A 25,444-nucleotide genomic window follows, 5' to 3' on the forward strand; every position below is an offset into this window, starting at 1 on the left:
GCTGGAGGCCAATCCAAGGAGGACAGCCATGCCCGCATCCACCACGTTCGACCTGCCGATTTCCGGCATGACCTGCGCCAGCTGTGCCGGCCGGGTCGAGCGCGCCCTGCGAAAGGTCGACGGCGCTGAACAGGTCAGCGTCAACCTTGCCACCGAACAGGCCCGGGTCCAGGCTCCGGCCAGCAGCCTGCCGGCCTTGCTCGACGCCGTGCGTGAAGCCGGCTACGGCGTCCCCACCCGCACCGTCGAGCTGCAGATCGGCGGCATGACCTGCGCCAGCTGCGTCGGCCGTGTCGAACGCGCGCTCGGCAAACTGCCCGGGGTCGAGCAGGTCAGCGTCAACCTGGCCAGCGAACGCGCGCACCTCGAGGTGCTCGCGGCCCTCGACGACAGCCTTTTGATCAACACCGTGGAAAAGGCCGGCTATAGCGCCAGCCTGCCGCATGCGGGCAAGAATGAGCAGGGCGATGCCCAGCGCCGCCTGCGCAACGAACGCCTGGCCGTCGCTGCTGCCCTGCTGCTGGCCCTGCCGCTGGTGTTGCCGATGCTGGTGCAGCCCTTCGGCCTGCACTGGATGCTGCCCGCCTGGGCGCAGTTTGTGCTGGCAACGCCCGTGCAGTTCATTCTCGGTGCGCGCTTCTATGTGGCGGCCTGGAAGGCCGTGCGTGCCGGTGCCGGCAACATGGACCTGCTGGTGGCCCTGGGCACCAGTGCCGGCTACGGCCTGAGCCTGTACCAATGGGCACAAGCCCCGGCCGGCATGGCGCCACACCTGTACTTCGAAGCCTCGGCCGTGGTCATTGCCCTGGTCTTGCTGGGCAAATACCTCGAAAGCCGCGCCAAGCGCCAGACCGCCAGCGCCATCCGCGCCCTTGAAGCCCTGCGCCCCGAACGCGCGGTGCGCGTGATAGATGGCCGTGAGGAAGATGTGGCGATCGCCCAGTTGCGGCTCGGTGACCTGGTAGCGGTCAAACCCGGTGAACGGTTCCCGGTCGATGGCCAAGTCGAGGAAGGCAGCAGCCACGCCGACGAGGCCCTGATCAGCGGCGAGAGCCTGCCGGTGCCCAAACAACCTGGCGACCCCGTTACCGGTGGCGCCATCAATGGCGAAGGTCGGCTGCTGGTGCGCACCCAGGCACTGGGTACCGAAACCGTGCTGGCCCGCATCATCCGCCTGGTCGAAGATGCCCAGGCGGCCAAGGCGCCCATTCAGAAGCTGGTGGACCGGGTCAGCCAGGTCTTTGTCCCGGCCGTGCTGGTGATCGCGCTGGTCACCCTGGTTGGCTGGTGGCTGGCCGGCGCCCCGCTGGAAACCGCGCTGATCAATGCGGTCGCCGTGCTGGTGATCGCCTGCCCCTGTGCGCTCGGCCTGGCCACGCCGGCGGCGATCATGGCCGGCACCGGCGTGGCCGCCCGCCACGGCATCCTGATCAAGGACGCCGAGGCCCTGGAGCGTGCCCATGCGGTCAACCGGGTGGTCTTCGACAAGACCGGTACCCTCACCTCCGGCAGCCCCCGGGTGGTCCACAGCCAGGCGCTGGTCGGCAGCACCGCCGAGCTGCACCGCTTGGCCGGCGCCCTTCAGCGCGGCAGTGAGCACCCGTTGGCCAAGGCCGTGCTGGATGCGTGCGCCGAACAGCAGTTGGAGGTGCCTGCGGTGGTCGACAGCCAGTCGCTGACCGGGCGGGGTATCGCCGGGCAAGTGGAAGGCCGTGATCTGGCCCTGGGCAATCGCCGCCTGCTTGATGAAAGCATGTTGCAACCCGGTGGCCTGGCCGCCAAGGCCCACGCCTGGGAAGCCGAAGGCCGTACGCTGTCGTGGCTTGTCGAGCGCGGCGCACAACCCCGGGTGCTGGGCCTGTTCGCCTTCGGCGACAGCCTCAAGCCGGGTGCTGCGCAGGCTATCGATACCCTGCACGCACAACACATCAGCAGCCACCTGCTGACCGGCGACAACCGCGGCAGCGCCAAGGTGGTTGCCGACGCCCTCGGCATCGACGACGTGCACGCCGAAGTGCTGCCAGCCGACAAGGCCGCCACGGTGACGGCGCTCAAACAGGACGGCGTGGTGGCGATGGTAGGCGACGGCATCAACGATGCCCCGGCCCTTGCCGCGGCCGACATCGGCATCGCCATGGGCGGTGGCACAGATGTGGCCATGCAGGCCGCCGGCATCACCCTGATGCGCGGTGACCCCCGCCTGGTACCGGCCGCCCTGGAGATCAGCCGCAAGACCTACGCGAAGATCCGCCAGAACCTGTTCTGGGCGTTCATCTACAACCTGGTCGGTATCCCCTTGGCCGCGCTGGGTTACCTCAACCCGGTGCTGGCCGGCGCCGCCATGGCCCTGTCCAGCGTCAGTGTGGTCAGCAATGCGCTATGGCTGAAGACCTGGAAACCCACCAGCAGCGCCCAGGAGGCTCCATGAACATCGGCCAGGCAGCCCGCCGCAGCGGGCTCAGCACCAAGATGATCCGCTATTACGAGTCCATCGGCCTGCTCAAACCGGCCACCCGCAGCGACAGCGGCTACCGCCTGTACCAGCCAGAAGACCTGCACAGCCTGGCGTTCATCAAGCGCTCGCGCGATCTGGGGTTTTCCCTGGAAGAGGTCGGCAAACTGCTGACGCTCTGGCAAGACCGCCAGCGCGCCAGTGCCGACGTCAAGGCGCTGGCCATGCAGCATATGGACGAGCTGAACCGGCGCATCGAAGAGCTGGTGAGCCTGCGCGATACCCTCGGCGATCTGGTTTCCCACTGCCAGGGGGATGAGCGGCCGGACTGTCCGATCCTCAAGGATCTGGCCAACGGCAAGGTGAGCGAATGTTGCCGCTGAGCCGCGCGGCGAGGCTTTGGTATGCCATATTCGCCTAAACACGACCGAATCATCGCCTGCTGCGACATTCCCTAATAAATACGGGCATTTGCCTTCATCTAATCCCGGGCGCTGCCGATGCAGTAACTACCTGCCTCGTGTGTCGACAATATAAAAATTCCGGGAGCGTCGATGAGCATCAAACAGAAACTGACCTGGGCATTCGCGGTCATCGCCGGCTTGCCCATCGTTCTCGTGGCCACCTTGGTGGTCCTCAACCTGCGCGGCGAAGCCCGCGATGGATTCCTCGACAGCAGCAGCCGGGAAATTCGCCAGGTCAGCAACGCGATGAACATCTTCTTCCAGGGCATCAACCAGAACGTCGAATACCTGGCCTCGCAACCGATGATCGCGGCCACAGGCAACAACCTGAACAAGTTCATGAGCGCCAACCCGTCATATGAACTGGGCGATCAGGACAAGCAAGTGCTCGAATTCTTCACCCGCCTGGCCGATTCGCACCCGGGTTACGCCTACCTTTCCTACGGTGTGAGTGACGGCGGCTATGTCGGCTGGCCGGCGGGGCAGAAGTTCGTCAACTACGACCCGCGCCCTCGCCCCTGGTACCAGCTGGCCATGGCCAACCCAGGCAAGACCCTGCGTACCGGCGCCTACTACTGGGCTGCCGACGACGCCGTGCTGGTGAGCACCGTGCGCGCCGTGGCCAACCAGCTTGGCAACCCGGGCGGCGTGGTCAACATCGACGTTTCGCTCAAGGGCCTGACGCAGATCGTCCAGCAGATCAAGCTGGGCGAAAGCGGCTACCTGATGCTGGTGGAAAACAACGGCAACGTGATGGTCGACCCGCGCGATGCCAGCCACAACTTCAAGCAACTGGGCAGCTTCGGCGACGGCTATGCCGCCCTGGCCAAGGCAGGTAAAGGCCTGGTCGAGGTCGAGCTGAACGGCGTGCGCTACATGGCCAACATCTACCCCGACGAACAACTGGGCTGGACCTTCATCGGCCTGATCGAGCAGAGCGAGGTGATGCAGACCACCACCCGCCTGACTTGGCTGATCGGCACCATCGCCCTGGTGCTGGCAGCACTGTTCGCCGTGGTGGGTGCGGCCTTCGCCAAGCTGATCGTGCGCCCGATCAACAGCGTTACCAGCGGCCTGGAAGACATTGCCCAGGGCGAAGGCGACCTGACCCGCAACCTGGAAGTACGCGGCCGTGACGAAACCGCCCAGCTTGCCAACTGGTTCAACCAGTTCCTCGGCGCGATTCGCAGCCTGATCCAGCACATCGGTGCTGCAGCCAGCAAGATCCTCAGCACCTCCACCAGCTCGACCCAGGTGTCCAACGACATGGCCGAGGCTGCCGGGCGCCAGCGTGAAGCCGTGGACATGGTTTCCACCGCTTTCCACGAAATGGTCGCCACCGCCAACGAAGTCGCCCGCTCCTGCAGCCAGGCGGCGCAGTCAGCCGACAGCGGCCAGCAGCAGGCCCGTGAGGGCCAGCAGCAAATCGATGCGGCGGTGCACAGCGTCGATCGCCTGAGCCAGGAAATCGAGCAGTCGGCCCAGTCGATCCAGCAGCTGGAGCGCGACAGCAACGCCATCCAGTCGATCCTCGGCACCATCCGCTCGATTGCCGAGCAAACCAACCTGCTGGCGCTCAACGCCGCGATCGAGGCCGCCCGCGCCGGTGAACAGGGCCGCGGCTTCGCCGTGGTTGCCGACGAAGTGCGGGCGCTGGCCAAGCGTACTGCCGACTCCACCGCCGAGATCGACGGCCTGCTGGGCAACCTGGCCAGCCGCACTGCCGAAGTCGCCGAGCAGATGCACGCCAGCCTGGAAGTGTCGCAGCAGTCGGTCAGCCGCATTGGCCTGGCCCGCGACAGCTTTGGCCAGATCCGTGAGTCGGTGGATGTGATTCGCGACATGAACACGCAGATCGCCACGGCCGCCGAAGAGCAGCACCAGGTAGCCGAGGACATCAACCGGCACATCAGCCAGATCCACGGCGATGCGCAATTGGTGGCCGAACTTGCCCAGGCTGCGCGGCAGGACTCACAAAGCCTGGCAGGGCTGTCCAACGAACTGGATGCACTGGTGCGACGTTTCCGCACCTGATCGGCCAACCGGCCTCTGTTACCGGCCTCTGGGGTTCACCTAGGCCGGTACAGGGCGCTGGAGGTTAAAACTTCAGCTCCCCCGGCGTCGCCCCGAACAATTGCTTGAACGCTGCGATGTAAGCCGAGGTCGAGTCATAACCGCAGCCCAACGCCGCCTCCGTCACGTTATCCCCCGCCTCCAGCAACGCCAGCGATGACAACAGCCGCATACGCTGCCGCCAATTGCGAAAACTCAACCCGGTCTCCCGCTGAAACAGCCGCATCAGCGTCTTTTCCGAACATGCCAATTGCTGCGCCCATTGCTGCAGGGTCTGTGGCTGGTCTGGCGCGGCGATCAGGCCATTGCACAGCGCCAGCAACCCTGGATGGCGTGGCAGCGGCAACGAGAAGCCCACCTCTGGCAACGTGCGCAACTGGTCGAGCAGCACCGCGACCAATCGCGCCTCAGCGCTGTCACCTTCCGGGTAGTCTGCCGGGAGCAGGCAGAACTGCTTGATCAGCTCCCGCGCCAACGGCGTCACCTCCAGCACCCGGCAGTGCTCCGGTGCCCACGGGCAGGCATCGCGGCGAACGTACAGGCTGCGCATTTCGGCCTGCATCGATGTCACCACCTCGTGTTCGGCATCGGCAGGCACCCACACGCCCCACTGGGGGGGCGCGAAATAGCTGCCTTCGCGGGTGTATACACCCAGCACGCCGCTGATGGCGTAGGAGAACTGCACCCAATCGTGCTGATGGCGGGTGGTCCAGGAGCCGGCACCGAGGCTTTCGGCGCGGGCATACAGCGGCCTGGGCAGATGGTCCAATGCGGGGATGGGCCGGGGGTGTCCGATGATCGGCATGGCGGTTTCTTGTAGTTCTGATCGGACAAGCCTAACAGCTGGGGGGATGACTGTGGCGCCATCCCGCAAGATCACCGCTCGACGATAACCGTCACCCCCTGCCCGCCCGCCGCACAGATCGAGATCAACCCGCGCCCCTTGCCCGCCGTCGCCAGCAGCTTGGCCAGGTTGGCCAGCACCCGCCCACCCGTCGCCGCGAACGGATGCCCCGCCGCCAACGAACTGCCCTTGACGTTGAGCTTGCTGCGATCGATCGCGCCAAGCGCTGCGTCCAGCCCCAGCCGCTCACGGCAATAGTCCGCGTCCTCCCAGGCCTTGAGCGTACACAACACCTGGGCAGCGAACGCTTCGTGGATTTCGTAGTAGTCAAAGTCTTGCAGGGTCAGGCCATTGCGCGCCAACAAGCGCGGCACCGCATACACCGGCGCCATCAACAGGCCTTCGCGGCCGTTGACGAAATCCACCGCAGCGGTTTCGCCGTCCACCAGATAGGCCAGCACCGAGAGCCCCTGTTCCTGCGCCCATGCTTCGCTGCCCAGCAGCACCAGCGAAGCACCGTCGGTCAACGGCGTGGAATTGCCTGCCGTCAGCGTGCCCAGGCCGCTGCGGTCGAAGGCTGGCCTGAGCTTGGCCAGTTGTTCCAGGGTCAGGTCCGGGCGCAGGTTGTTGTCACGGCCCAACGCCAGAAATGGCGTGAGCAGGTCATCCTGCCAACCTTCGGCATAAGAAGCTGCCAACCGTTGATGGCTGAGCAAGGTCAGTTCGTCCTGTGCACTGCGCTCAATCCGCCAGGCCTGTGCCATTCGCTCGCAATGCTCGCCCATCGACAGGCCTGTGCGCGGCTCGCCATTGCGGGGTAACTCAGGTTTCAGGTGGCCAGGGCGCAATTTGAGAAAAGGTTTGAGCCGTTCAGCCAGGCTTTTGCCGCGGTTGGCCTCCAGCAGGATGTGGCGCAACCCTTCGTTGACGGCAATGGGCGCATCGGAGGTGGTATCCACGCCGCCCGCAATGCCGCTGTCGATCTGCCCCAGGGCAATCTTGTTGGCCACCAGCAGTGCAGCCTCCAGCCCCGTGCCGCAGGCCTGCTGGATGTCGTAGGCCGGTGTGCGCGGTGACAAGCGTGAACCGAGCACGCATTCGCGGGTCAGGTTCATGTCACGCGAATGCTTGAGCACCGCGCCTGCCACCACTTCGCCCAGCTGAAGCCCATGCAAGCGGTAGCGCTCGATCAGGCCCTCGAGGGCGACGGTCAGCATCGCCTGGTTGCTGGCGGTGGCGTAGGCGCCATTGGAGCGGGCGAACGGGATTCGGTTGCCGCCCAGGATCGCGACCCGGCGAGGTGAACGCATGCGCATGTTCCTCCTGAAACAATTTAAACCGTACAGCCTAGGTGTTTTTACCGCATTCGAACGACCTTGCCACAAAGTTGGTCCACACTTTCAAGCTTGCCTTCAGGGAGACCCACTCATGAGCGATCGCTACCTCGGCTTTGCCAACTCCAACCTCGGCCGCCGCCTTGTGGATGCCCTTGGCCTGCCACACCCGGCCCCGCTGGAGCGCTGGCAGGCCGGCCGCCTGCGCCCGGTGGAGGGCGCCCTGGTAATCGGTGGCGGGCCACTGACAAGCCGGGTCGAGGCCATCGCCCCGCGCCTCACCGACGAACTCTACAGTTTCAATGCCGAAGGCTTGCAGGCACAGGCCTGGGTGGCGGGCCTGGGGCCGAAGCTAAAGGCCGTGGTGTTCGATGCCACTCATCTGTCCGACAGCGACAAATTGAAGCAGTTGCGCGAATTCTTCCAGCCATTGCTGCGCAGCCTGGCGCCTTGCGCCCACGTGGTGATTCTCGGCCGCACCCCGGAGAGCCTCGACGACCCACTGGCCAGTGTCGCGCAACGTGCACTCGAAGGTTTCAGCCGCTCGCTGGCCAAAGAGCTGCGCAACGGTGCGACCGCGCAGCTGCTGTATCTCGCTGAAGGTGCCGAAGACCAACTGGAAGGTGCACTGCGTTTTTTCCTCTCGCCCAAGAGCGCGTTCATTTCTGGCCAGGTCCTGCGCCTTGAAACCTGCGCCAGCCAGGTCGAGGATTGGACCCGCCCGCTTGGCGGCCGTCGCGCCCTGGTGACCGGTGCGGCACGCGGTATCGGCGCGGCCATCGCCGAAACCCTGGCGCGCGACGGCGCTGAAGTGGTGCTGCTGGATGTGCCGCAAGCGCGGCAAGACCTCGAAGCCCTCGCCGCGCGGCTAGGCGGCCAGGCGCTGGGCCTGGACATCTGCGCCAACGACGCAGCAGCGCAACTGCTCGAAGCACTGCCTGGGGGTATCGACATCGTGGTGCACAACGCAGGCATCACCCGTGACAAGACATTGGCCAACATGACCCCGGAATACTGGGACGCCGTGCTGGCGGTAAACCTCAAGGCGCCGCAGGTGCTCACCCAGGCGTTGTACGACGCTGGCGCGCTCGGTGACAACGCGCGCATCACCCTGCTGGCCTCGGTCAGCGGCATCGCCGGTAACCGTGGGCAGGCCAACTACGCGGCGAGCAAGGCCGGGCTGATCGGCTTCGCCGAAGCCTGGGCGCCAAAGCTCGCCGAGCGCGGTGCCAGCATCAATGCCGTGGCCCCCGGCTTCATCGAAACGCACATGACCGCCGCCATGCCCATGGGGCTGCGCGAGGCCGGGCGCCGCTTGAGCTCCCTGGGCCAGGGCGGGCGGCCACAGGATGTTGCCGAGGCCATCGCCTGGCTCAGCCAGCCGGGTTCCGGTGCGGTCAATGGCCAGGTCCTGCGGGTCTGTGGCCAGGCACTGATGGGAGCCTGACCATGAGCAGACATTGGCACGACCTACACGCCCCGGACTCACGCGCCAGCCTCTACCTGCGCGCGGCCAGCAAACGCAAAATCAGCGGCGACAGCCTGCCGGACACAGGCCTGCGCTGCGTCATTCGGGCCCAGCCCGACAACCTTGCGGCCTACCACCGGCTCTGCCACTTCACCGACGATGGCCGCTTGCCGGGCACTTATCCACATGTCATGGCCTTCCCCCTCCAGTTGCAGCTGCTGACCGGCCACGACTTCCCCTTCCCACTGCTCGGGCTGGTGCATCTGTATAACCGCATCGAGGTGCTGCGCCCCCTGGGTGGCATCGATGGGTTACGGTTTGCGGTGTACGCCGACAACCTGCAACCTCATGCCAAGGGCGGCACCTTCGACCTGATCACCGAAGCCGAAGATGGCCTGGGCCTGCTCTGGCGCGAAACCAGCCGCATGCTGGTACGCGGGCTGCACCAGGAAGGCCAGGCGAGTGAGCTGGCAGAACGCGAACCGGGCCCACTGGCAGAGGCGAGCCGCTGGTATGCAGACAGCGATATCGGCCGGCGATACGCCAAGGTGTGCGGGGACTACAACCCCATCCACCTGAGCGCCGCCAGTGCGCGACTGTTCGGGTTTCCCAAGGCCATTGCCCATGGTATGTGGAGCCAGGCCATGGCGCTTGCGGCGTTGCGCGGGCACCTGCCGAACAGTGGCTATGGCTTCGAGGTGGATTTCCTGAAGCCGGTGCGGTTGCCATCGGAGGTGGTGCTCAGTGCCAGTGAGGCCGGGCCCGCAGGGGAACTGCGGCTGGATGGGCATGGCGAGTTGCTGCACATGCTCGGGCGTTGGGACCAGCTCTAGGCCGTGTGGCGGCTGCGCAGCCGCCCCCGAATCCTCTTGCTTTGCATCGGACCTGCGCCGAAGCTATGCGGCATTAGGAGAGCCCCGATGAACCTGCAAGAACTCACCGAACGCCTGCACAAGATCCGCGACAACAACGACTGGCGCGGCTTCCACAGCCCGAAGAACCTGGCCATGGCCGCCAGCGTCGAAATGGCCGAGCTGGTGGAAATCTTCCAGTGGCTGAGCGAAGACCAATCCCGCCAGTTGCCCGCCGACAAACTCGCCCACGCCGGCCAGGAGGTGGGCGATGTGGTCCTCTACCTGTTGCTGCTGTGCAGCGAGCTGGGCCTGGACATGGACCAGGTGGTACGGGCCAAACTGGCCGACAGCGAGAGGCGCTTCGCGCGATGAACGACCGTCACTTCGATGAACTGGCCACGCGCTTCGCGGAAAAGATCTACGGCGGTGCCAAAGGTGCAATTCGCCTGGCCGTGCTGCAAGCCGACCTGGCCGAAACATTGCCCGACCGCCCGCTGCGCATTCTCGATATCGGCGCAGGCCTGGGCCACATGGCCCTGTGGCTGGCTGAGCGCGGCCACCAGCTGACCCTGGCCGAGCCCGCCGCGCCCATGCTCGACGGTGCCCGTGCGCGCTTTGCCGAAGCGGGCCAGACGGCCACCTTCATCCAGGCGCCGTGGCAGGACCTGCTCGGCCAACTCACCGAACCCTACGACCTGGTGCTGTGCCACGCTGTGCTCGAATGGCTGGCCGAACCCGAAAGCATCCTGCCCGTGCTGCATCAGCTGACCGCCCCCACCGGGTGGCTTTCGCTGGCCTTCTACAACCGCGACGCGCTGGTCTATCGCAACCTGCTCAAGGGCCATTTCCGCAAGTTGCGCAGCAACCGCCTGGAAGGTGAAAAGCAGAGCCTGACCCCACAGAAACCACTTGATCCACGTGAGCTCAAGGCGCAACTTGAGCCTATGTGGCAGGTCGAAAGCCAGAGTGGTGTCAGGGTGTTCCACGACTATATGCCCAAGGAGTTCCAGGCCAAGGCCGAACTGCTCGACCTTCTGGAAATGGAGCTGGCCCACCGCAGGCACCCAAGCTTTGCCGGGCTCGGTCGCTACCTGCACTGGATCTGCCGCCCCCGCTGACCCCGCCCGCCGGGAGGAATACATGCCGTACCGTCTGTTGTGCCTGGCCCTGCTGCCCCTCGCCCTGGCTGGCTGCCAGGGCAGCAACCCGTATGTCGCCAGCGGCCGCCCGATACCGCCCGCGCCCGCTGCGGCAGCCACCACTTTCGACGCAAGTGCCTACCCGGCACCCGCCCGTGACTATGGGCACTATCGCAGCTGGAGCTGGCGTGACGGCCAGTTGCCCAGCGGCACGGCCAATGCCGACCCGGCGCAACTGGCCGATGCCATCAGCGGCGCGCTCGACCAGCATGGCCTGCGCCCGGCGCGGGGCAGCACCGGCGATTTGCTGGTCAGCGCCGACATGCGCCTGGAAAAACGCCTGCGCCAAGTGCGCGACTATGACACCTACGACCCCTACTACGGCGCCTACCCTTATGGCGGTGTCGGTTATGGCGGCTATCGCAATGGCTACGGTGCCTATGCCAGCGCACCGATCGTGCGCACCTACGAGGTCGAGGTGATGGTGGTGCGCATCGATCTGTTCGACGCGCGCAACGGCCAGCCGGTCTGGAGCGCCAGTGCTGAAAGCAATAGCGACAAGGACTCGCCGCGTGATCGCGAAAGTGCCTTGCGTGATTCTGTGCACAAGGCGCTCAGCGGCTATCCTCCCAGTTAACGTCTACCGGAGAACCATCATGTTGCGCCGTCTCGTTCTACTGTCATTTGCGCTATTACTTGCGGCCTGCTCCAGCAATAACGTCCAGCATGATTTCGACGCCAGCCGCGATTTTGCCGCCTACCGCAGTTGGGCGTGGCAAGAACCCGGCTTGCAGTACCGCCCGGACGACCCCCGAATCAAGAGCGACCTGACCGAGCAGCGCATTCGTCAGGCGGTTGCCGGCCAGCTCGACCAGCGTGGCCTGCGCCCGGTGCAGGGCACTGCACGGCCTGACCTGAACGTACGCACGTACCTGATCGTCGAACAGCGCCAGCAACAGATCACCACCAACTACGGCGGTGGGTGGGGTGGCTACTGGGGCGGCTACTGGGGCGGCCCGATGTACAACGAAACCCGCAGTGTCGACTACAAGGTCGCCACCATTCAGGTCGACATGTTCGATGGGCGTGACGGCAAGCTGGTGTGGCGCGGCAGTGCCGAACAGATCATGAACAACTACCCGCCAAGCCCGGAGGAACGCAATACCGCCATTCACAATACCGTGGCCAAGGTATTGGCCAACTACCCGCCGGGTAGCAAGAAGTAGCAGTCAGCGGGAGCGGCCTTGCATTGCGATAGGGCCGCCCCCCAAAAGCGCTGTGCCAACCGCGACATAATCCATTTCTACCACGCCTTTTTTCGTTGCCAACTGCACTCCCCTGCACGTTCCCGTCTATCTTCAGTTAAGGAAACCTGACTGACCGGGTAGAAGTGTTCAACAATTAGGGAAGGCGACCTGCCAATGCAAAGCATTGTTCTCTTGATGTGGCTTGCCTTGTGCTCCGAACAGGATGTGCGTCAACGCCAGATATCCAACCTGCTGACACTCGGCGTCGCGGCCTGCGCCCTGGCTTGGCTGTTCGCTACCGGCCACAGCTGGATCGGCGCCGAGGCCAGCGACGCCGGTTGGGCGCTGGCCATCGTCATGCTGCTGACCCTACCCGGCTACATGCTCGGGCGCTTCGGTGCCGACGACGTCAAGCTGATGGGCGCACTGGCCCTCGCCACCAGCCCTCAGTATGTACTCGGCACCTTCATCGGGGCGGGCGTCACGGTGCTGCTGTGGCTGCTCACCCGTCGCCGGTTGTGGACCCTGCTCAACCCCAAGGTAAAGAAGCGCTTGCAGGCCCTCACGGAGCAGATGGACGACAAGCAGGCCTTCGTGCCCTACGTATTGGCAGGCTTTCTTCTGACAGCGGTATGGATCCAATAATCATTTTGTGGTCCGATAACTTGTACGGGCCTTGTACAGACTCGCAAAGTACGACTACTTTTAAGCTGCCAGAGCGTCTGGCCCGGGAGCAGGGCCGATTACGAACAGGGAGTTGATCGTGAACAAGCCGTCGAGTGAAATGAAGGTATTGGTGGTTGATGACCAGCCATTGATCGTCGAGCAACTGTGTGAATTTCTCGAAAGCCAAGGTCACCCTTGCGTCCCTGCCAATTCCACCGACCAGGCCATCGAGCGCTACCTGGCCGATCAAAGCATTGGCCTGGTGGTGTGCGACCTGCACATGCCGCAGCGCGATGGCATCGAACTGGTCCGCGCACTGAAGCAAATTGCCGGCAGCAAGCGCATGTTCGAAGCGATCATGCTGACAGGACGTGCGGAGAAGCAGGATGTGATCCGCGCCTTGCGCGCAGGTTTTGCCGACTACTACCAAAAGCCCATGAACCTCGACGAACTGCTCGAAGGCGTTCGCCGCCAGGAGCAGGCATTGCTCGAGCGCCAGCGCAACCTCAAGGAACTGGGCGGCCTGAACCAGCGCCTGCAGGACCTGGCATCGTCCGTTGACGAGCTCTACCACGACCTTGAAAAGGCCCGCGGCCAGGGTGTGCATCGGCGTGCCAATGATGTCGAGGAAGGCGAAAGCGAGCTGCCTGCGGTGTTCGAGAAGCTGTCGCCGCGCCAACTGGAAGTGGCGCGGTTGGTCAGCAAAGGCAAGACCAACTACCAGATCGCCTGCGAACTGGGCATCACTGAAAACACCGTGAAGCTCTATGTGTCCCAGGTGCTGCGCCTGACCCACATGCACAACCGCACGCAACTGGCGCTGGCGCTGACGCCGAGTTCTTCCCCGGTGCATCAGCGCTTTACCGCGCATTGATCACGAACGCCGGTGTTGCGCAGGAGCGTATCGAGCGGGGTTCATTGCATCTGATAGGTGAAGCTGAGCGTCACGCGTGGCGTTCGGCTCAGGCTGTCCAAGGCAGCATCCGCCAGAGGTTTCGCTACTTCCACAGCAACATCGAAATAACGCCCATCCCCCAGCCGCAGCCCCAGCGCAGCAGACGCCATCCGGGCATCCTCGACCTTGCCGGCGTTGTACCAGGCACGCGCTGCATCGAGCACCGCATAAGGCTGCACCACCTTAAGCCAGCCGCCGCTGTGCCGAACGCTGTAGTTGAGCTCGTACGCCACACCCCAGCCCTTGTCCCCTGCTGCCTGGTCACGGGGGTAACCACGGCCGAAACCCTGCCCACCAAACACCGCCCGTTCGCTGTCGGGTAGTTTGTCGTCGCTCCAGTACAGGGCGCCCGACACCACCCCCTGCCAAGCGTCGAACAGGGTATCGTTCTGCAACCCCGAAAGGCGCAACCGCAAGAAGTCGAGGTCATAGTCGGCGTCGCTGCGCGCGCCGAGGTAATCCAGGCCTTGATAGACCCCGGCACTGACGATCCGCAAGCGGCGAGCCTCGGCCTTGCGCCAGTTGCCCTCGAATGACAGCGCCCGTACGTAGTTATCGTATTCGCGCACCGGCAAACGCCCCGCAGGCCGATCTTCGAGATGCTCGCTGACCGCGTAGAAGCGCCCCATCACCGTCAGCCACTCATCCGGCCTGACGATCAGTGGTTGGCCAAGGCCTACCGAATAACGCTCGCTTTCCCGCTTCTGGGTGAGATCGCTGCCGTCATCCAGGCGAATACGGGTGCCCGGCGTGCTGCGATAGCGCGAAGCAGATACCAACAACTGGCTGCCTTCGGCGTCCAGGTACTGGCTGTAAGCCAAACGCTGGTAATGGGCCTGATCATCCCCGGGAGGCAGCAGCAGGCTTGCCTGGACCTGTTCGGCATAGCGGGTCTGGGCATTGCTGGCCACGGTGAACAGCGCCTGGGTGTCCTCACGGCTGCCATCGTTTACGGTAATGCCAGCGGCAAACGGCCTACGCTGCGCGTGCACCGTCAGGTGAGCGGCACCCTCAGGCGAATGCGCCGCGGTCAGTTCGGCGCCTAGCGCAACGCCCGGGATGCGTTCGGCAATGCCGATGTAGCGCTCCAGCGTTTCACGTGTGAGCGGCCGTTCGGCTTGCAAACGCTGAAGTAACTGCTCCAGGTAACGGCGGGCCGAACCGATGTCGCCTTGCAGCCGGTAGCCTTGGATATAGCCCTCCACCAGCACCACCTGGATGCGGCCGTCTGCGACATCCTGCGGTGGCAGGTAGGCATACGAGAGCAGGTAACCGTCCTGCCGATAGCGTTGGGTGAGGCGCTCGGTGAACTGTTGCAACTCGCCCAGCGTGATCTCGTGCCCTATCAGCGGCTGGTAGTGGTCGCGCAGCTCGCTCAGGGGGAACACCGTGCCGCCCTCGAAACGCACCTTGTGCAACACCAGCCGGGTGTCCGCAGGTGCCCAACCAGCAATATTGGCATCTGACAGCGCCAGCCGCAGCGGCGAAGTGTCGGGGCGGTAGGTGTCTATTGGCAGGTTGGCGGCAGGCAGCCGACGCTCGTTTTCATGGCTGTCGAGAAACACCGGCAACGCCTCTGCCTGGGCCAGCAGGGCCCAAGGCAGCAATAACAGGGGCACGACCAGAGGACGCATAGGACGCTCCATGATCCCTCGGGTACCGCGGCGCCAGCCGGTCACACCCGTCACTTGCAAAGCGTAGGTGCTGGCCCGGCAATCGTCGAACGGCTACTCGCTGACCTGAAACGCCACCCGCGCGGTCTCGCCACTTTCATCCAGCGCGCTGAGCTCGATCTGCCCAGCGCGTTCGAAGCGCACCAGCAGGCTGTCCTGGCCCAGGGTCTCGCCCAACGGCTGGCCATTGAGGAACCACCAGCGCCGTCCACCCCCGCCAAGGGCAGAAACGTGCAACTGCAACGGCTCGCTGCTGGTTGCCGGGCGGCGCAGGTTGTCACCCGGGCGTACACCGACGATTGAAAGAGGTGGCGCAGTCGCCGGTGCCTGCGGTGGGCAGGTCGGGTCGACTGCCGGCAAGCGCGCCGCACGCCGTTCGACGCGGGGAAGCCACGGCTCCAGCGGCGCAGGCCAGAGGGCGATGTCACGTACCTTGGCCCCCAGGCAGCTGCCATCGACGCGCTGCCCTTGCGCATTGACCCAGACGCGCTCGCGCAAGCCCATCCCCAGCGGTTGGTCGGCTGCCTGCAAGGTCGGCGGCGTGGTGCCGTCGAGTGTCCAGGCAAAACGCTGGCGACGGCAGTTGGGGTCTTGCCGATTCATCGGCTGGCCCAGCGGCCAGCAGATGGCTGCCACGCCGATGGTATCGGGCACCTGCTCGACCGGCACGCGGATACCGCGCTGGGCGTCGCGGTTGCTCAGCAGGTCATGCACCTGAAGCATCAACGGCGCCGCCGAGGCCAGGCCGAACTGCCCAGGTACTGGCGTGCCGTCAGGGCGGCCGATCCAGACACCGATCAGGTAGCGCGGCCCGACGCCGATCGACCAGGCATCACGGAAGCCATAGCTGGTACCGGTCTTCCAGGCCAATTGCGGGCGCTGCACCAGCTCGGCGTGCGGGTCACGGTCCGGACGCGCCTGGCCACTGAGAATACGCCGGATAATCCACGCCGCCCCTGGCGACAGCAGGCGCCGCTCCAGCAACGGCTCCTGGGGCTGCAGGCGGATGCGCGCACTGTTGCCGGCTCGGGCGAAGGCCGCATAGCCGCCGACCAGGTCTTCCAGGCGGCTGCCCGCACCGCCGAGGATCAGCGACAGGTTGGGCTCGGCCAGGGGCGGCAGCATCAGCGGCACGCCGGCCACACGCATCTGCGCCGCGAAGCGTTTCGGGCCATAGGCTTCCAGCAACTGCACCGCCGGCAGGTTGAGCGACAGGGCCAAGGCCGAACTGGCCGACACCGGCCCGCTGAAACCCATGGAGAAGTTGCCAGGCCGATAATCGCCGTAGCGCCTGGGCACATCCTGCAGCAGCGATTCGGAGTGGATAAGCCCGTCGTCCAGCGCCATGCCGTAAAGGAACGGTTTGAGCGTCGAGCCGGGCGAGCGCAAGGCGCGCACCATGTCGACATGGCCGTAGCGTCGCTCATCGGCCAGGTCGATCGACCCCAGGTAAGCGCGCACCGCCATGGTCTGTGCATCCACCACCAGAATCGCCGCCGACGTGCGCTCCGGCAGGCGTGCACGCCAGCCTAGCAGCAGGTCTTCGAGGCGCCTTTGCAGGGCCGCGTCGAGTGTGGTGCGAATCAGTGGCGGGCTACCGGCGGTGTTCAGCCGCCGCGCCAGCAACGGCGCCAGGGCCGGCTCTTGCCGCGGCGCCAGCAGTAAGGGCTCTTCGGCGGCCTCCTTGAGCTGCTGGGCGGGCCAGACCTGGTACTCGGCCAGCCGTTGAAGCACCTTGTCGCGCGCACGCTGGGCACGTTCGGGATGGCGGTCCGGGCGCAGGCGGCTGGGTGCCTGGGGCAGCACCGCAAGCAGCGCCGCCTCGGCAGGTGTCAGGTGCTTGGGCGACTTGCCCAAATATGCCCAACTGGCAGCCGCCACCCCCTGCAGGGTGCCGCCAAAGGGCGCGCGGTCGAGGTAGATCTGCAGGATTTCGCGCTTCGACAGGTGCCACTCCAGCTGCGCCGTACGCCATAACTGGCGCAGCTTGCCGGCCAAGGTGCGGTCATGCGGGTCGAGCAGGCGCGCCACCTGCATCGACAACGTACTGCCGCCCGACACCACGCGCCCACCGCGCAGGTTCAGCCAGGCCGCGCGGGCCAGGGCCAGCGGGTTGACCCCGGGGTGGCGATAGAACCAGCGGTCCTCGTAGGTCAGCAGTGCCTGCAGGTACAGCGGCGAGACCTCATCCGGGCTGACCGGATAGCGCCACACGCCCTCGGCGTCGGCAAAGCGCCACAATGGCGTGCCGTCTTCGGCCAGCACTACCCGCGCCAGGTCGTCGCCTGGCATGGGCAGCGGCCAGATACGGTCAGCCAGCCACAGCAGGCCGACAGCCAGCACCAGAGTGATGACACCGGCACGGGCAATTCTGCCCGCTCGCGTGCGCGGCCACGCTAAGCTTGGCATCGGGAACCGACTTGGCCAACTGATGGCCAAAGGCTTGGAAACGGCAAACTCGCCGACGTGTCGATCAGGAAGCAACTATGCATGTAGAAGGTTTTTTCGAGTGGCTGGGCCAGGCACTGGGTTCGTTGATCCGAGTTATCGTCGACGCATTGAGCGGGCTGTTCAACCTGCTGGCCAATGCCGGGGGCAATTTCATCGATGGCCTGGCGCGCACGCTGGGCATGGACACCTCGCTGGTCAGCATCCTTGCCCTGGTGGTCGGCCTGATGCTGCTGTACTCGGCCATCCGTGCCTTCATGCGGGCGTCGATCATCCTCGGGATCATCTGGCTGGTGCTGGGGTTGTGGGTGATGAGCTGGGTGATTCACTGAGGCCCTGCCGCCCCTCGCTTTGATGTGTTTTTTGGGTGTGTGTAGGAGCGGCCTTGCGTCGCGAAAGGGCCGCAGAGCGGCCCCAGGATTTCGGCGTTAACCTTGATATCGCTGGGGCCGCGCTGCGGCCCTCTCGCGACGCAAGGCCGCTCCTACAACAACCCAAGCACGCGGGGCAGCTGCGGCTTAGCGGGCGTTGACGGTCATCTCGCCCTGCCCCTCGCCCACGGCCTGCAGGTTCGGCCGGTACATCGACTCGACCTGCGGCGGCGGCACGCGATAGGTGCCCGGCGTTACCGCCCGTGCCAAGTACAGCAGGTGCGTGGTGCTATAGCCATCGAGTTTGAGCGCGGCCACATAACGGTCATCACGGTACTCCTGATGCACCACGCTGGCATTCTGCATCGACTCACGCCACTCCTTTACCGCGCTGCTGGCGTTGTCCAGGCTGGCGGCGCTCTGTGCCAGGTTCTGGTTTTCCAGCTCCAGCCCCGCCGGCAGCAAATCGACCACCAACGCATCCGGCACACGCTCTTTGGCCTTGAGCGCCAGGTGCACCAACACCAAGTCGCCACTGCGCAGGTTGTGCAGGTCCAGTGGTTGGCCGTTCATGCCCAGGTACTCGCGACGAATCTCCATGCCATTGCCGCCAGCCGATGGCGCCTGGCGTGGGTAGCCAGAGAGGGTCAGCTGCTGGTAAAGCGTTTCGCTGCCTTCGTTTTGCACCGTCAACGGCGAAGCCAACAACGGGCCTTCGAGCTTCAGGCCCGACGCTGCGTTGTCGAGCTCGCGGATTTCGCCTGCGCTGTCCAGCCGCGCCTGCCACTTGCCCTCCGGCTTGCCGAGCAAACCACGGCCGGCAAGGAACAGCGCGTTGCGTTCCTGAGTCGACAGCCAGCGGTTGGCCGCCAGCTCGTCAGACAGCGCGAACAAGCGTTGGTCGACCTGGTTGCTGGCCAGGTTGCTTTCCTGCAACAGCGCCAGGATCAACGCTTGGTCACGCAGGGTGCTGCCGTAGTCAGCCATCCAGCCCTTGCTGCGGCTGATGCCCAACCCGGCTTGCAAGGCCTGCTCGGCGCGTGGCTTGTCGCCCATCTTGTCCAGCGCCACGGCCAGTTGCACCAGCGGTAGACCCGAGCGGGCGTCGGCGCGGCGTTCGAACAGCCCGCGCAAGGCGCCCAGCGGTGCCTGCAGGTTGCGCGACAATACCAGCGCAGCATAGGCCTGCACGGCGAAGCGGGTATGGTCGGCGCTCTCGCTGTAGTCGACCTCGATCAGGTTGCGTTCCTGCAGGTAGCGCAGCAGGCGTTCGTTGGCTTTCTTCAGCGCTTCGGCCGGCACGCCGTAGCCCTGGTCACGGGCACGCAGCAGGAAGTCGGTGACATAGGCGGTCAACCAGTACTCCTCCTCGCTGTCCGAGCTCCACAGGCCAAAGCTGCCGTTGTAACGCTGCATGCCCAGCAGGTGCTCGATGCCCATCTCGATCTTGCGTTTGCGCACATCGGCCGGCTCGCCCTTGATGCCCAGGCGCTTGAGGCTCTCGGCATCGGCGTACAGCGACGGGTACAGCCCGCTGGTAGTCTGCTCAAGGCAACCATACGGGTAGGCTTCGAGGGCGCGGATCTGTTCGGCCAGGTTCAGCGGCGGCCGGCTCGACACCACCAGGCTGGCTTCAAGGCCCGCCGGTTCGAAGGCCGCCAGGTCAGCCTCGGGCAACGCCCATGGCTGGTCCTTCAGCGCCACCCGATAGTGCTTGAGCATTGCCGGGTAGGCCGGGCGCACGCCCAAGGTCCACTCACGCTCGAAGGCCGTGGCCGGCTCGTTCGGCAATTGCAGGCCATTGACGCGCACCTTCACCTTACCCTGGCCCAGACCACCCTGGGCCTGCACCGGGATCATCAGCGTGGACCGCTGGCCTTCAGCCAGGGCAACGCTTTGCACAGCGCTGGTGGCCAGGCTCAACTGGCCTTCGGTGCTGATTTCGACATTCAGTTGCTGGGCTTGGCCGGACAGGTTGGCCAGGTCCAGCGCCAGGCTGGTGCGGTCGCCGCCGGCGAGGAAGCGCGGCGCCGAGAGTTCGGCGATCAACGGCGCGGCGACCACGGTCTTGCCCTCGGCCATGCCGAAGTGATCCTCGGTCCAGGCCTGGGCCATCAGCCGCAGCTCGCCGTTGAAGTCGGGGATGTCCACCGTGGCCTGGCCTTCGCCCTTGTCGTCCAGGGTCACCGGCAGGCTCTGCTGCGCGACGATGGTCACCGTGGTGTTGGGGCGTTTGCCACCCTTGGCCATGGCGGCGTCACCGCCGAATGCCAGGCTGGCCAGACGGCCCTGGCCGGCTTCGATCAACTGGCCGTAGATGTCCAGTTGGTCAGCGCCATAGGCCTTGCGACCGAACAGGCTGGCGAACGGGTCGGGGGTCTTGAAGTCGGTGATGTTGAGGATGCCCACGTCAACCGCAGACAACAGCACATGCACCTGTTGCCCCGCAGCGGGTGCACTGCCATCGGCCTTGGCCACCTTGAACTTCACCGTCAGCGGCTGCTTGGGGCGCATTTTTTCCGGTGCCTGCAGGCTGACCGCGAGCTTGCGCTCGGCCCGGTCCAGCGGCAGGTGCAGCACGCCCACGGCGCGTTTAGGCGTGGCATTGGCCTTGCGCTCGCCGGGGCGAATTACCAGGGCGCTGATGTACAAGTCGTGGCGTGCCCATTGTTTGTCCAGTTGCACGTCGAAGGTCTTGCCCTCGGCCGGCACGTCGATTTCCTGCCACCACAGCGGGCCATCGCTGGACTCGATCATCAGGTAGCCGCTGCCGGCTGCCGGCGGCGTTACCGTGACCTTGGCCGAGGCACCATCGGCGTAGGAGGGTTTGTCCAGGGCCAGCTTGACCTGGTCGGGGCGCACCGCGCCGCCTTCGGCGTTGTCCTGGGCGCGGTAGCCGGCCCAGAAGCGCTCGCTGGAGACCAGGCCGGTTTCCGGGTCTTCGACTTCGACCCGGTAAGGGCCCCACTCGACCTGGAACGACAATTTGGCGGTCGAGCCGGCCTTGACGCTGACGGTCTGCTCGCTCTGGGTGAGGAATTTCTCGTTGAAGTTGTAGCTCCAGCCGTCGCTCTGCGAGTAGTTCCAGTAGTAGTCACGGCGTTCGCGGATCAGCCGCACCTTGAGGTCGTTGGCCGCAAGCTTCTTGCCGTCACGGTCGGCGACCAGGAACTCGAATTCCACCGGGCCGTCACTGTCGGTCTCCTCACCCTCGAACAGCCCACGCAGGCCAGGCAAGCGCTCGGCCGGCCAGATCGGCTGTTCCAGGCGACGGGTGATCGGCCTGCCACCGGACTCCTGCAGGCTCGCCTGCACGGTCAGTTGCAGCGGCGAGCGGGCTTCGGCCCAGCGGCTTTCGATATCGACCACCGCCTTGCCGGCCTGGTCGAGGGTGACCTCGTCCAGCTCCAGGTCCTGGTTCAGCTCGGTTTCGGTGACCGAGCCGAACTGGTAACCCGGCAGCGCCGGCACTGCTTCGCGCAACGGGCGCACGTAGGCCTGGCCACTCAGGCGATTACCTGCGGCAGGTGCGCCGTAGAGGTAGCGGCCATCGACCTGGATGTGCGCATCCTGATCAGGCGCAAGCGGCGTGCTGCTGCCTTTGAGCTCCAGCGCCAGGCGCTCGGGGAGGAAGTCTTCGACAAGAAACTCGTAGACCTGCTTGCGCCCGCCCCCCAAATCGAGCAGCAATTGCCAGCGACCAGTCGGTGCTTCGCTGGCCAATTGCAACTGGTACTGGTACAGGCCATTGCCATCGGCCTCCCAGACAAACTTGCGGCTGACCTGCTCATCGGGGCGGCGTACTTCCACGCTGACGGGCTGGGCCTTGACCGGCTTGCCATCCTGATCGCGCAGCAGGCCGTTGAGCAGCACGGTCTCGCCGGGGCGATACAGGTCGCGGGGGCCGAAGATGAACAGTTGCAAAGGGTTGGCCTGAGGGCCGGTGATGTCGAATTCGGCCAGGTCCAACGCTGCGGTGTTCAGGCGCAGCAAGGTGGTGTGCACGCCCTGGGTGGCAATCAAGGTATCGGCCTTGGGCGTGATCGGCAGCTGGGCGTGGCCTTCGCCATCGGTCTTGGCCTGGGCCAACAGCTTGCCCTTCTCATCGTGTATCTCAAGGTTGACGTCCTGCATCGCCTTGCCCCCTTCCAGGGCCTGGGCGAACACGTCGAGGCGGTCGCGGAAGCGGTGCGCAGAGACGCCGATGTCGCTGAGGCTGAACAGGGTGGCCGGCTGCGAATAATCGTAAGTGCCAGAAGCACGCATCACCGCCAGGTACACACCCGGCGCCTGCAGCGGCTTGATCCCGGCGATCGGCAGCAACACGGTCTCGCGGGTGTTGCGCGCCGGGTTGAGGTCGAAACGGCCACTGTAGACCAGCTCGGCCATGGCCAGGGTTTCTTTGGACTGGTAGGAATACAGGCTGCTGTTGCGCCCCCAGTTGACCAGGAAGGTCGACAGCATCTCGGGCTTCACGCGGAAGAATTCGACATCGACCTTGTCGACGTTGAGGGCGATCACCGGCAGGCCTTCGGCCAGGCGCGTGGGCAGCAGCGAGCCGCGGCTGGCAAAGCCGATGGTCGGCTGCATGTCGCGGGTTTCCAGGCGGGTCACCGACTCGCTGTCGAGCTGCTGGCCGTTGACCGCCAGCAGGCCTTTGTCGACGGTCAGCACCAGCTTGCGCTGCGGCTCGAGGTGGCGCAGGCGCAGCTCCATCTGGTTGTCGGAGAGTTCCCAGGCACCATCGACCTTGCCTTTGACAGTGTCGACCAGGTGCAGCTTGGCGGCAAAGTCCTGTTTGGCATCCAGCGGCGCCGAGAAGCTGATCGACAACGCGCTGGCGCCATCGAGCTGCACTTCCGAGACATCCAGCACCGTCAGCGCGCGGCCCTCGTAGCGCTTGGCGAGCACGGCGGGGTCTTCGCGCTTGGCCGGTTGCACCTCGGCGGGCGTGGTGGCTGCCGGTTTCTCAGCCGGCGCCGGTTTGTCCGGCGCAGATGAGTCACAAGCACTGAGCAACGCCAGCGCGCAGGCCAGCAACAATCCTTTGTTGAACATGGTGTGGGAACTCTTTGGCAGCGTGTACGTGAGGGCAGCAACTATAGCGCAACGCCGGGCGCATCACCCGAAGTCGAGCGCCAGGTGAGACCGCGTTCGCGCGCATTGGTTGCCTGGCCGGTACACTGTGGCCTGCAAACGCTGCCCCCATGACCTTAGGACACCGATGAGCTCCCTGACCACCGACTGGCGCGACCGCCCTACCCACCGCAAGGTCTGGGGCCTGGCCGCACCGATGATCCTCTCCAATATCTCGGTACCGCTGGTGGCGCTGGTCGACAGCACCGTCATTGGCCACCTGCCCCATGCCCATCAGCTGGGCGCAGTGGCGGTGGGCGCCACCCTGTTCACCTTCATGGTCGGCCTGATGGGCTTTCTGCGCATGGGCTCTACCGGTTTTGCGGCCCAGGCTGCCGGCCGCGGCGACGGCGCAGCGTTGCGCCAGGTGCTGGTGCAAGGGCTGCTGCTGGCCTTGGGCTTTGCCGTGATCATCGGCCTGCTGGCGCTGCCCTTCAGCCAGCTTGCACTTCATGCGATGCAGCCCAGCGCGGCGTTGCAGCAATCCACCGAAGATTTCTTCCACACTCGCCTGCTCGGGCTGCCTGCTGCATTGGCCAGCTACGCGCTGGTCGGCTGGTTCCTGGGCACCCAGAATGCCAGGGCGCCGCTGGCCATTCTGCTGACGACCAACCTGCTGAACATCGTGCTCAACCTGTGGTTCGTACTCGGCCTGGACTGGGGGGTGCTGGGTTCGGCGCGGGCGTCGGTGATCGCCGAATGGAGCGCCGCGCTGCTGGGGCTGGCCCTGACCCGCCCGGCCCTGCGCGCCTACCCTGGGCACATCGCCTGGGCGGCGTTGAAGCGCTGGCAGGCATGGCGGCCACTGCTGGCCGTCAACCGCGATATCTTCCTGCGCAGCCTGGCCTTGCAGCTGGTGTTTCTGTTGATCACCGTGCAAGGCGCACGCCTGGGTGAAGCGACGGTGGCCGCCAACGCGTTATTGCTCAATGGCCTGCTGCTGACCGCCTACGCCCTCGATGGCCTGGCCCATGCTGTCGAGGCCTTGTGCGGGCACGCCATTGGTGCGCGCGACCACACCAGCCTACGCCGCGCGTTGGTCGTGGCGTGTGGGTGGTCGCTGATCACCAGCGTCGGGTTTGCCGTGTTGTTCCTGCTGGGGGGGCATCTGTTCATCGACCTGCAGACCGATATCGACAGCGTGCGGGCAGCGGCTTACCCGTACCTGCCGTACCTGGCGGTGCTGCCGGTGGTGGCGGTGTGGAGTTACTTGCTGGACGGGCTGTTCATCGGCGCCACGCGGGCCAGGGAAATGCGCAATGCGATGCTGGTTTCGGTGGTGATTGCGCTGCCGGTGGCGTGGGGCATGAGCGGGTTTGGCAACCATGGGTTGTGGCTGGCGTTTCTTGGCTTCATGGCGCTGCGGGCGGTGACGCTGGGGTGGGTTGGGTGGCGGTTGCAGCAAAAGGGGTTGTGGATTCGGTAGTGCCGGATGCCTGTAGGAGCGGCCTTGCGTCGCGAAATGAGGGCGCAGCCCTCACCTGCTGACCTACAGCCACACACAATCCCAATGTGAATACTCGCCAGCACGCTGCACCAGACCGGCACGCATGGGATTGGCGACGATGTAACGCGCGGCGGCTTTTACATCGTCTTCTTTGCGTAGTGCCCGATCATGGTAACCCCGTTGCCAGATATGCCGACGTTCTGCACCCAGCCGATAAAGAGCACAGCTGCTTCTGGATTTGAACGCGCACATCAGGCTTCCCAAACTGATGGGGCCCAGTTCGATCAACCAATGAAGATGATCTGGCATAAGTACCCAAGCAAGCGTTTGGCAGTTGCCTTGTTGATCAGCCAGGCGCAACTGCTGAATCACCGCTCTGGCGAACCATATGTTGCAAAACAATGGATAGCGGCTGCGGGTGACAGCAGTCAGCAGGTAAAGACGACCGGGTTCGGAGACTCGGCCGATGCGTAAACGGTGATTGCCTTGGCTGTCCATGCCGCGCTCCTTTGAATATTGCATTCAAGGGTAGTCATGGTGATTCAGTAGACGATGTACGGATCATTTCCGGGTGTGACCTCGGTGAGGGCTTCGCCCTCACCTGCTGACCTACAGCCACACACAATCCCAATGTGAATACTCGCCAGCACGCTGCACCAGACCGGCACGCATGGGATTGGCGACGATGTAACGCGCGGCGGCTTTTACATCGTCTTCTTTGCGTAGTGCCCGATCATGGTAACCCCGTTGCCAGATATGCCGACGTTCTGCACCCAGCCGATGTCAGCAGGTAAAGACCGGGTGTGACCTCGGTGAGGGCTTCGCCCTCATTTCGCGACGCAAGGCCGCTCCTACAAAAGCACCGCGATCCCG

General features: G+C 65.0%; 19 protein-coding genes and 2 pseudogenes. 14 read left to right on the plus strand and 7 right to left on the minus strand.

Translation table 11 applies throughout. The features are described from left to right. Positions 1-28 precede the first annotated feature (28 nt). From CKW22_RS24430 to CKW22_RS28230, 4 genes and pseudogenes are all read left to right on the plus strand, one after another. Positions 29-2,428 carry a heavy metal translocating P-type ATPase gene (locus CKW22_RS24430; protein ID WP_033703367.1) on the plus strand — a complete coding sequence of 800 codons (2,400 nt, stop codon included), beginning with the start codon at positions 29-31 and terminating at the stop codon, positions 2,426-2,428. Next, positions 2,425-2,835, plus strand: a complete 411-nt coding sequence (gene cueR / locus CKW22_RS24435; RefSeq protein ID WP_095065356.1) for a Cu(I)-responsive transcriptional regulator — start codon at positions 2,425-2,427, stop codon at positions 2,833-2,835. Before CKW22_RS24430 ends, cueR begins: the two co-directional genes overlap by 4 nt. Positions 2,836-3,162: 327 nt before the next feature. Next, positions 3,163-4,092 (plus strand): annotated as a pseudogene (locus tag CKW22_RS28225) (cache domain-containing protein); the annotation flags it as partial. 129 nt (positions 4,093-4,221) lie between these two features. Further along, the gene (locus tag CKW22_RS28230; protein ID WP_371856447.1) at positions 4,222-4,950 is read left to right on the plus strand and encodes a methyl-accepting chemotaxis protein; all 729 of its coding nucleotides are present in this window, start codon (positions 4,222-4,224) and stop codon (positions 4,948-4,950) included. 64 nt (positions 4,951-5,014) lie between these two features. On the opposite strand, the gene CKW22_RS24445 is transcribed toward CKW22_RS28230, so the two are convergent. Beyond that, positions 5,015-5,794, minus strand: a complete 780-nt coding sequence (locus CKW22_RS24445; protein ID WP_033703371.1) for a helix-turn-helix transcriptional regulator — start codon at positions 5,792-5,794, stop codon at positions 5,015-5,017. Between the two features lie 71 nt (positions 5,795-5,865). Continuing rightward, positions 5,866-7,143, minus strand: a complete 1,278-nt coding sequence (locus CKW22_RS24450) for an acetyl-CoA C-acetyltransferase (RefSeq protein ID WP_033703507.1) — start codon at positions 7,141-7,143, stop codon at positions 5,866-5,868. Between the two features lie 118 nt (positions 7,144-7,261). Between CKW22_RS24450 and CKW22_RS24455 the strand changes: the two genes are divergently transcribed. The 8 genes from CKW22_RS24455 to CKW22_RS24490 all read left to right on the plus strand — a co-directional run bounded on the left by CKW22_RS24455 (position 7,262) and on the right by CKW22_RS24490 (position 13,415). Further along, positions 7,262-8,614 (plus strand): 3-oxoacyl-ACP reductase, encoded by a 1,353-nt coding sequence (locus tag CKW22_RS24455; RefSeq protein WP_095065358.1) that lies wholly within the window; start codon positions 7,262-7,264, stop codon positions 8,612-8,614. Positions 8,615-8,616: 2 nt separating this feature from the next. Beyond that, a complete protein-coding gene (locus tag CKW22_RS24460; RefSeq protein ID WP_095065360.1) occupies positions 8,617-9,468 on the plus strand; it encodes a MaoC/PaaZ C-terminal domain-containing protein in 852 nt (283 codons plus the stop codon). Between the two features lie 87 nt (positions 9,469-9,555). After that, the gene (locus CKW22_RS24465; protein ID WP_033703374.1) at positions 9,556-9,861 is read left to right on the plus strand and encodes a MazG-like family protein; all 306 of its coding nucleotides are present in this window, start codon (positions 9,556-9,558) and stop codon (positions 9,859-9,861) included. Next, positions 9,858-10,607, plus strand: a complete 750-nt coding sequence (locus CKW22_RS24470; protein ID WP_033703375.1) for a methyltransferase — start codon at positions 9,858-9,860, stop codon at positions 10,605-10,607. Before CKW22_RS24465 ends, CKW22_RS24470 begins: the two co-directional genes overlap by 4 nt. Positions 10,608-10,629: 22 nt before the next feature. Next, entirely contained in the window at positions 10,630-11,265 is a 636-nt protein-coding gene (locus CKW22_RS24475) for a DUF4136 domain-containing protein (RefSeq protein ID WP_095065363.1), read from the plus strand. Positions 11,266-11,284: 19 nt separating this feature from the next. After that, positions 11,285-11,854: a DUF4136 domain-containing protein gene (locus tag CKW22_RS24480; protein ID WP_095065365.1), complete on the plus strand. Its 570-nt coding sequence runs from the start codon at positions 11,285-11,287 to the stop codon at positions 11,852-11,854. Positions 11,855-12,049: 195 nt separating this feature from the next. After that, positions 12,050-12,520 carry a prepilin peptidase gene (locus CKW22_RS24485; protein ID WP_095065367.1) on the plus strand — a complete coding sequence of 157 codons (471 nt, stop codon included), beginning with the start codon at positions 12,050-12,052 and terminating at the stop codon, positions 12,518-12,520. Between the two features lie 139 nt (positions 12,521-12,659). Then, the gene (locus CKW22_RS24490) at positions 12,660-13,415 is read left to right on the plus strand and encodes a response regulator transcription factor (protein WP_095065369.1); all 756 of its coding nucleotides are present in this window, start codon (positions 12,660-12,662) and stop codon (positions 13,413-13,415) included. Between the two features lie 41 nt (positions 13,416-13,456). On the opposite strand, the gene CKW22_RS24495 is transcribed toward CKW22_RS24490, so the two are convergent. Then, positions 13,457-15,130 carry a ShlB/FhaC/HecB family hemolysin secretion/activation protein gene (locus CKW22_RS24495; RefSeq protein ID WP_095065371.1) on the minus strand — a complete coding sequence of 558 codons (1,674 nt, stop codon included), beginning with the start codon at positions 15,128-15,130 and terminating at the stop codon, positions 13,457-13,459. A gap of 93 nt (positions 15,131-15,223) precedes the next feature. Then, complete coding sequence (pbpC, locus tag CKW22_RS24500) at positions 15,224-17,578, minus strand: peptidoglycan glycosyltransferase PbpC (protein ID WP_033703382.1); 2,355 nt, start codon at positions 17,576-17,578, stop codon at positions 15,224-15,226. A gap of 77 nt (positions 17,579-17,655) precedes the next feature. On the opposite strand from pbpC, the gene CKW22_RS24505 reads away from it, so the two are divergent. Beyond that, positions 17,656-17,949, plus strand: coding sequence for a hypothetical protein (locus CKW22_RS24505; protein ID WP_033703383.1), 294 nt, complete (start codon positions 17,656-17,658; stop codon positions 17,947-17,949). A 186-nt stretch (positions 17,950-18,135) separates the two neighbouring features. Here CKW22_RS24505 and CKW22_RS24510 read toward each other — a convergent pair whose 3' ends face one another. Then, entirely contained in the window at positions 18,136-23,046 is a 4,911-nt protein-coding gene (locus CKW22_RS24510; protein ID WP_095065373.1) for an alpha-2-macroglobulin, read from the minus strand. Positions 23,047-23,212: 166 nt separating this feature from the next. Between CKW22_RS24510 and CKW22_RS24515 the strand changes: the two genes are divergently transcribed. Continuing rightward, positions 23,213-24,550, plus strand: a complete 1,338-nt coding sequence (locus CKW22_RS24515) for an MATE family efflux transporter (protein WP_033703386.1) — start codon at positions 23,213-23,215, stop codon at positions 24,548-24,550. 63 nt (positions 24,551-24,613) lie between these two features. Here the strand turns inward: CKW22_RS24515 and CKW22_RS24520 are convergent, their stop codons facing one another. Together CKW22_RS24520 and CKW22_RS28010 are read right to left on the minus strand one after the other, a co-directional pair. Beyond that, complete coding sequence (locus CKW22_RS24520; RefSeq protein WP_095065375.1) at positions 24,614-25,069, minus strand: transposase; 456 nt, start codon at positions 25,067-25,069, stop codon at positions 24,614-24,616. Between the two features lie 111 nt (positions 25,070-25,180). After that, positions 25,181-25,354 (minus strand): annotated as a pseudogene (locus tag CKW22_RS28010) (transposase); the annotation flags it as partial. Positions 25,355-25,444: the final 90 nt, after the last annotated feature.

The sequence above is a fragment of the Pseudomonas sp. Irchel s3f19 genome (assembly GCF_900187555.1).
Lineage (GTDB): Bacteria > Pseudomonadota > Gammaproteobacteria > Pseudomonadales > Pseudomonadaceae > Aquipseudomonas > Aquipseudomonas capeferrum.